This window comes from Marinobacter sp. F3R08, assembly GCF_018860425.1.
Lineage (GTDB): Bacteria > Pseudomonadota > Gammaproteobacteria > Pseudomonadales > Oleiphilaceae > Marinobacter.
In genome coordinates this window covers 1-5,559 of the sequence record NZ_JAHKPI010000006.1, presented here as the reverse complement: position 1 = coordinate 5,559, position 5,559 = coordinate 1, and the positions used below count along the sequence as shown (strand labels likewise).

The window sequence follows — 5,559 nt, the reverse complement described above, 5'->3', positions numbered from 1 at the left end:
TTTCAATGCTGTTTGCAATGTGCAATTTGGTGCGGGCGGGACAACTGGCGGGGATGTCGTGAAAATCATTGTAATATCAGTGGAGCAGTGACATTTTGCTTACCCTGAGTTGATGGGGGAGATTAAATATTGTCCAAACTGGGGTGCTTACTTTGCCGCGTAAGGAGGATATCCAGGCTCTGGATCGTCATGACTGATTAAATCGCACCTTCCCTAAAGACCTTTGAGCCTTTTCGCGCATAGTCCAAATATGACGCTGCCTAAGCGTATGATCACTGTCCAGGTAGTGATTCTCGATATTATCGTTAATGTCTAACTCCCAAGATTCGGGAATGTTACGCATACGTGTAAAGTGCGCCGCAGTCACCCATAGACAAAGCTGCTCTTTGGTGAAAATATCACTGTCTGAGTTCAGAGATTCCAAGACCTGAGTGGCGTATTTACTGCATTGGGATTTAATGTGCGCCAGTTCTTGAGCCTTGCGCTTTTCAATGCGAGCTTTCTTCTCTTTGATATGTGCAAATTTATGCTTGGCTTGACTCAAAGCTTGAGCCGCAACTTTCATAGCTTCGATTTCTTCTGGCTCAAACAGTTCTGTTGCTAATGGGTTCTCGATAACTTCTTTAAGCAAGCCGTTAGAAAGCTTTGTCAGTGCCGTTTGCTTTTTTCGAGCACGCTCAGAAGTCCAGTATTTAGTAAATTCCATATCAGACATTACTTTTCCTCTCTGATTTATTCTTATTGAAAGTCTCAAAAACTGTGATTATACCTACTTGTACTGTCCACTATCGAACTTGCTTAATATCATCTTCGGGACTTGCTAAATTCGCAGCATATAGCATTCTGCGCCATGCGTTCGCATCAATTTCTCGGTGTTCTTTTTTATCGCTTGCAGTTTCCCATTTACGAACAATAGAACAACCTTTGGGACTTACCGTCTTACCAAGAAAATAGCCAAGTTTTGCTTGAGACAAACCAAGATAAACTCGCAGCCATTTTATTTGCTCTGGTGTCGGTGAAAGATAATCAGGATCACTCAAAGGCAAAGTGCATTGAGAGTTCATTAGATCATCTAGCGTCATTTGCGGTTCAAAGCCGCTGTATAGTGTTTTATCTTCACTCATATTAACAAACCCTTAGAGCGCGACACAGTGTGCCGCGCAGTCATAACTAAATTATCCCATGCTCAGAGAACGCATAAGTTTCTTCAACACTGACCACGATGTGATCCAAAGTACGAACATCAACCAACTCCAAAGCGTCTTTTATTCTTCGTGTAATACGACGATCAGAACTAGATGGGGTTGCAACACCTGACGGATGATTATGAGCCAGGATCACAGCTGCGCCATTGTGTTTGAGAACGGATTTTACAACCTCACGCGGATATACAGAGGCACTATCAATCGTTCCCTGAAAAAGCTCTACGGCTTCAATTAGTCGGTGCTGATTATCGAGTATTAGCAGCATGAAAATTTCACGCTCAGATGTAGCAAGTCGAGCCTGGCAAAAGCCTTTAACTAGATCAGGACTGGTAAAGGCATCACAAGTTTTGATTTTTTTTGCAAAAATAGCGGCTGCTTGGTCAATGATGCTTTGTTCTTCTGGTGTAAACATTGCGTTTCTCCATTTATAGGTCATGGAACATTCCCGACCTTTCGTAAACAATTATACCGCCCCGCTGTGGCGGCGTCTACTTTTTTTTAATTTATTTCTTCATTATTTCCAATGTGTAATAAGACTTTAGGGCTAACGCTCCACTCAAAAATTGATAGCATTTACTTTTGGCGTAAAAACAATCATGTGTCTTTTTAAGAGGTGTTCATTTTAGGTATGCTCTATTTACCTGGTGAATGTTGATAGGACAATATAAGTGAACATCGAGGCTATTTGACCAATTCAATTTAACCAACCCAAATTAGCTAGGTTAGGTTATTTTCTAGCAGCTAAAAGGAATAAAGCTATTGGATTTCCTTCCTGGCGTAATTTTCATCGAGTATAGACACCTATATCTATGGCAGCTGTGGCCGTCATAGACATAAATGTCTATACTGGCCACAGAGTAAGGAATGAGGGTTAGAAAGTGGGTTATTTAGGCGCTAAAAGTGGAAGCGGGGTGTTTCAGACAATTATCAATCTAATACCGCCACACGATACTTATATCGAAGCATTTCTTGGTACGGGTGCAGTCATGAAAAGGAAAGCCCCTGCTCAAAAAAATATTGGCATCGACTTAAACAAGAAATGTATAGATGAATTTGACTATGCTGCAGCAAGCTTGATTTGTGGTGATGCTTTTGATTATTTACGTACCCATGATTTCGAGTCCAGTGGTAGAACGGTTGTCTATGCCGACCCTCCTTATGTCCCTGACACGCGCACCAGTTCAGCTAAATATGATTATGAACTCACTAATGAGGACCATATAGAACTACTGGAAATACTTTGTAGCTTACCTTGTTATGTCCTTCTTTCTGGTTATCGCAGTGACCTATACGACGAACACCTAAAGGATTGGTGGAGTATAGATTTTCAGTGTATGAGTCGAGGAGGGGTCCGAACAGAAACAGTGTGGTGCAACTTCAAGCCTGGGGACATTCATTACCATACGTTCGCAGGGACAAACTTCACCGACAGACAACGCATCAAAAGAAAGGCGGCTAGATGGGCCAACAATTTTAAGTCTTTGCCGCCAGGTGAAAAGCAAGCCGTTTTATCAGCAATTTTACAATCGTTGTGAGAGAGTAATAAAGTCTCATACCAAGTAATAAAGATTCATACTGAGTATTAAAGTATCATAATAAAATGGCAGCGATCGCAATCGATACGCTGCCATTCCTAAATCGAAAATGCCCCAAAATCGTTCAGAGCTAATACTCTACACATTTAGGGGGTGTGCGTTTACCCTACTAAAAGTTATTCGATGGAGTTGATAATTTTTCATTCTCGTCATTAGGAGACATCTTGCAGTCTAACTTCCCTTCATGTGGTATAACTTATTGATTATCAGTTGAGTTAATATGAAAAAGACTGCACTATCGAAGGATGAAAGACGACTATGTGTCGCCTAATAAGCGTTATATTTTAGAGGGCATATGAACAAATCTAAACATGGTTTTGTTGTTGATTTAAAGAAACTTGAGCAGAGTAAACTGGATAAAAAAGCGAATCCGCCAAAAGAAAATGCTCATACTGGTTTACATGAACAAGCTCCTTTCATACACGATATACCAAAAAATCCGCTGGATGAAACAAACAGTACCTTGCAAAAGCTGTCGGAACATACGGAGTCGAATTCAGCATCTACAGAAAGATGGAATAGAGTAATGCTATTTGTGAGTGTTATCGCTTTATGTTTATCGGCATTTTTCTCAATAGTTTCTTACTTTTCTTCCTCAGAATCAGCGACTAAGTTGGAGAATTTAGTCCAAGAACAAAACACTCTCTTGAATCAGGTTTTATTAGAGTTATCGATTGCAGCGGAGAGAAAGGCAGATAAGCAGAAAACACAAGAGCAGAGTAGTGACCCAAAATAAAATATAACAAACGCTTTAAGACGGATTCGCAACGCGTGGCATTTGTGGTTTGCGGCGAATTTAATGATTTAGGTGGTATGCGGAAACATCGGTAATGCGTTGCTCACCACTTAAGCGGGCGTTAAATATCCACTGTGATTCCGATGTAATTAAATTGAGGTGCGTAAATGTACAAAAAAATATTAGTGTTAGTGTTGATTCTGTTGCCAATATCAGCGTTCGCAAAGTGGAATGTTACTGATAAAGTAGATGAGTTTACTGATACAAAAACGAAATATATGACTTACAACGATGCCAGTCATAACATTCAAATTAGTAGAAATTTAGATACCGGATATGTTTGGTTTTTTATTACAAGAAAAGATATAGGCTCATTTGAACCTGATACTCTTATAGAAATGCGTGTCGATAAGAATAAAACTAAAGAAATAGATCCTAAATTTCTTAAACGCTTAGGTTCTGGTGTTGGACAATCTTTCTACCAATGGGAGCCTAGCACAATCGCTTTTAGTGTTTGGCATGGTAAGGAAGACCAAGTGAAAAAATGTGGTTTTATTAGTGAGTTATTATCAGGTAGTGAGTTAAAAATCAGATATAGAATTAACTCTTTAGAAACCCACTCAACAAGTGTTAGTTTAAATGGAGCTAAAGAAGCATTAATTAGCACGTTAGAGTTGACAGTTTGTGGGAAGTCATAAGGCTATTCAACAAGGCGTTAAAGAGGGACAGCCAACGCGAGGCATTTTTATCATGCGTTGGTTTTTGTGGTTAAGGTGTTATGCGGAGGCTTGGTAGTGGCGTTGGCTGCCCCTTAACGCGTTATAGCGCAATACAAAATTTGAATTTAGGAAGATAATAATGAATAAATCAATCATATTTGGTTCACTGGTGATTGGCGCTTGTGTTGTCGCTAGCCCTTTTATTTATGATTCGGTTAAAACGGCAAAGCATGAAGAACAGCGTGAAAAAATTGCAGTGCAGATGGAAATTACAGATGTCACAGCTCTAGAAAGTGCTGCAAATCTTTACAAAGAATCAAAAGGTAAATGCCCAAGTAAAGCTTCTGACATGGTAGGAGTGACCATAAAAAGAGAACCCAAAGATCGCTTAGGTTTGGAATACGAAACAGTAGGAGACTGTCAGTTTAAGTCTTTTAAAGGAATAACTTCGAGCAGCCTTTGAGTTGCTCTATAACAAATTGTTCAAGAGTGATTCGGCACGCGTGGCATTTTTACCATGCGTTGGCTTTAGTGTTTAAGGTGGTATGCGGAAGCTTCGGTATTGCGTGCCTCACCTTAATTGGACTATACATTTTAACCAAACTAAGGAGTAATCTTGGATTTACTAACTTCTTTGATCGGCTTCATGGGTGTTGTGGTTGGTTCTGTTATTTCCTATGTGGCAACATACAAATTTAAAAAGTTGGAACTTGAAACGAACGAGCGGCAAAAGCAAAAAGAAAATTTGAACTTAATCTACTGTTCTTTCTTGTCAAAGGTTTCAACTGCGATTAGTGCCCTAGATTTAGATAGCTCTAAAAACTACTCAACTTATCTCTCGCCAATCAACGAGGATCTCGTTCTTATTGAATTATTTAGTACTAACGAAGTGTATGACAAAGCTAGCTTATTAGTTTCAGAGGTGACCGATTTATTTGCAGATGAGCCTTCGGCTACTTTTGGTTCGTTCAACAGACTGAAAAGTGACTTCGTAAATGCGGTTAAAACTCAGGATAAATCAAATGTATGACAAAAAGAGCTTAATGCGCATAAAGCTACCGCCTAAGGTTGAGATAGGCGGATTTTCATGTGAGATGTCGTTATTTAAACTCTTTTAGAACTTCTTTTTTAACTTTGTTCCATTGGTTTTCATCATCGAATTCTTCGACAAGCATTAGGTCGTGAAGGTAGATACTATCTCCCAACGTTTCCCCTGATTTACGAAAAAAGCAATAAAAGATCCGCACCGAGCAAAATATAGGTGTTATGCCGACAGAATATGCTAAAAAACCGAAGTCAAAGCC

General features: G+C 39.6%; 9 protein-coding genes. 5 read left to right on the top strand and 4 right to left on the bottom strand.

Annotated elements, in window-relative coordinates:
• Positions 1-187: 187 nt before the first annotated feature.
• From KO499_RS01705 to radC, 3 genes are all read right to left on the bottom strand, one after another.
• Positions 188-715, bottom strand: a complete 528-nt coding sequence (locus KO499_RS01705; protein ID WP_215982008.1) for a hypothetical protein — start codon at positions 713-715, stop codon at positions 188-190.
• Between the two features lie 70 nt (positions 716-785).
• On the bottom strand, positions 786-1,124 hold the full coding sequence (locus KO499_RS01700; RefSeq protein ID WP_012774864.1) for a helix-turn-helix domain-containing protein: 339 nt from the start codon (positions 1,122-1,124) through the stop codon (positions 786-788).
• 46 nt (positions 1,125-1,170) lie between these two features.
• Complete coding sequence (radC, locus tag KO499_RS01695) at positions 1,171-1,641, bottom strand: RadC family protein (RefSeq protein ID WP_012774865.1); 471 nt, start codon at positions 1,639-1,641, stop codon at positions 1,171-1,173.
• Between the two features lie 442 nt (positions 1,642-2,083).
• On the opposite strand from radC, the gene KO499_RS01690 reads away from it, so the two are divergent.
• The 5 genes from KO499_RS01690 (at position 2,084) to KO499_RS01660 (ending at position 5,285) form a co-directional block, all read left to right on the top strand.
• Positions 2,084-2,740, top strand: coding sequence for a DNA adenine methylase (locus KO499_RS01690; RefSeq protein ID WP_012774866.1), 657 nt, complete (start codon positions 2,084-2,086; stop codon positions 2,738-2,740).
• A 355-nt stretch (positions 2,741-3,095) separates the two neighbouring features.
• Positions 3,096-3,536, top strand: a complete 441-nt coding sequence (locus tag KO499_RS01685; protein WP_012774867.1) for a hypothetical protein — start codon at positions 3,096-3,098, stop codon at positions 3,534-3,536.
• Positions 3,537-3,703: 167 nt separating this feature from the next.
• Entirely contained in the window at positions 3,704-4,234 is a 531-nt protein-coding gene (locus tag KO499_RS01680) for a hypothetical protein (RefSeq protein WP_012774868.1), read from the top strand.
• 160 nt (positions 4,235-4,394) lie between these two features.
• Positions 4,395-4,718: a hypothetical protein gene (locus KO499_RS01670; protein WP_012774869.1), complete on the top strand. Its 324-nt coding sequence runs from the start codon at positions 4,395-4,397 to the stop codon at positions 4,716-4,718.
• A 153-nt stretch (positions 4,719-4,871) separates the two neighbouring features.
• Positions 4,872-5,285, top strand: coding sequence for a hypothetical protein (locus KO499_RS01660; RefSeq protein ID WP_012774818.1), 414 nt, complete (start codon positions 4,872-4,874; stop codon positions 5,283-5,285).
• Positions 5,286-5,355: 70 nt separating this feature from the next.
• Here KO499_RS01660 and KO499_RS01655 read toward each other — a convergent pair.
• The coding region (locus KO499_RS01655; protein ID WP_215982007.1) for a hypothetical protein at positions 5,356-5,559 on the bottom strand (204 nt) is incomplete at its 5' end.

Coding starts and splice junctions, on each gene's coding strand:
- radC (WP_012774865.1), bottom strand. CDS start 1,641: ATGACCTATAAATGGAGAAACGCAATGTTTACACCAGAAGAACAAAGC.
- KO499_RS01705 (WP_215982008.1), bottom strand. CDS start 715: ATGTCTGATATGGAATTTACTAAATACTGGACTTCTGAGCGTGCTCGA.
- KO499_RS01685 (WP_012774867.1), top strand. CDS start 3,096: ATGAACAAATCTAAACATGGTTTTGTTGTTGATTTAAAGAAACTTGAG.
- KO499_RS01680 (WP_012774868.1), top strand. CDS start 3,704: ATGTACAAAAAAATATTAGTGTTAGTGTTGATTCTGTTGCCAATATCA.
- KO499_RS01670 (WP_012774869.1), top strand. CDS start 4,395: ATGAATAAATCAATCATATTTGGTTCACTGGTGATTGGCGCTTGTGTT.
- KO499_RS01700 (WP_012774864.1), bottom strand. CDS start 1,124: ATGAGTGAAGATAAAACACTATACAGCGGCTTTGAACCGCAAATGACG.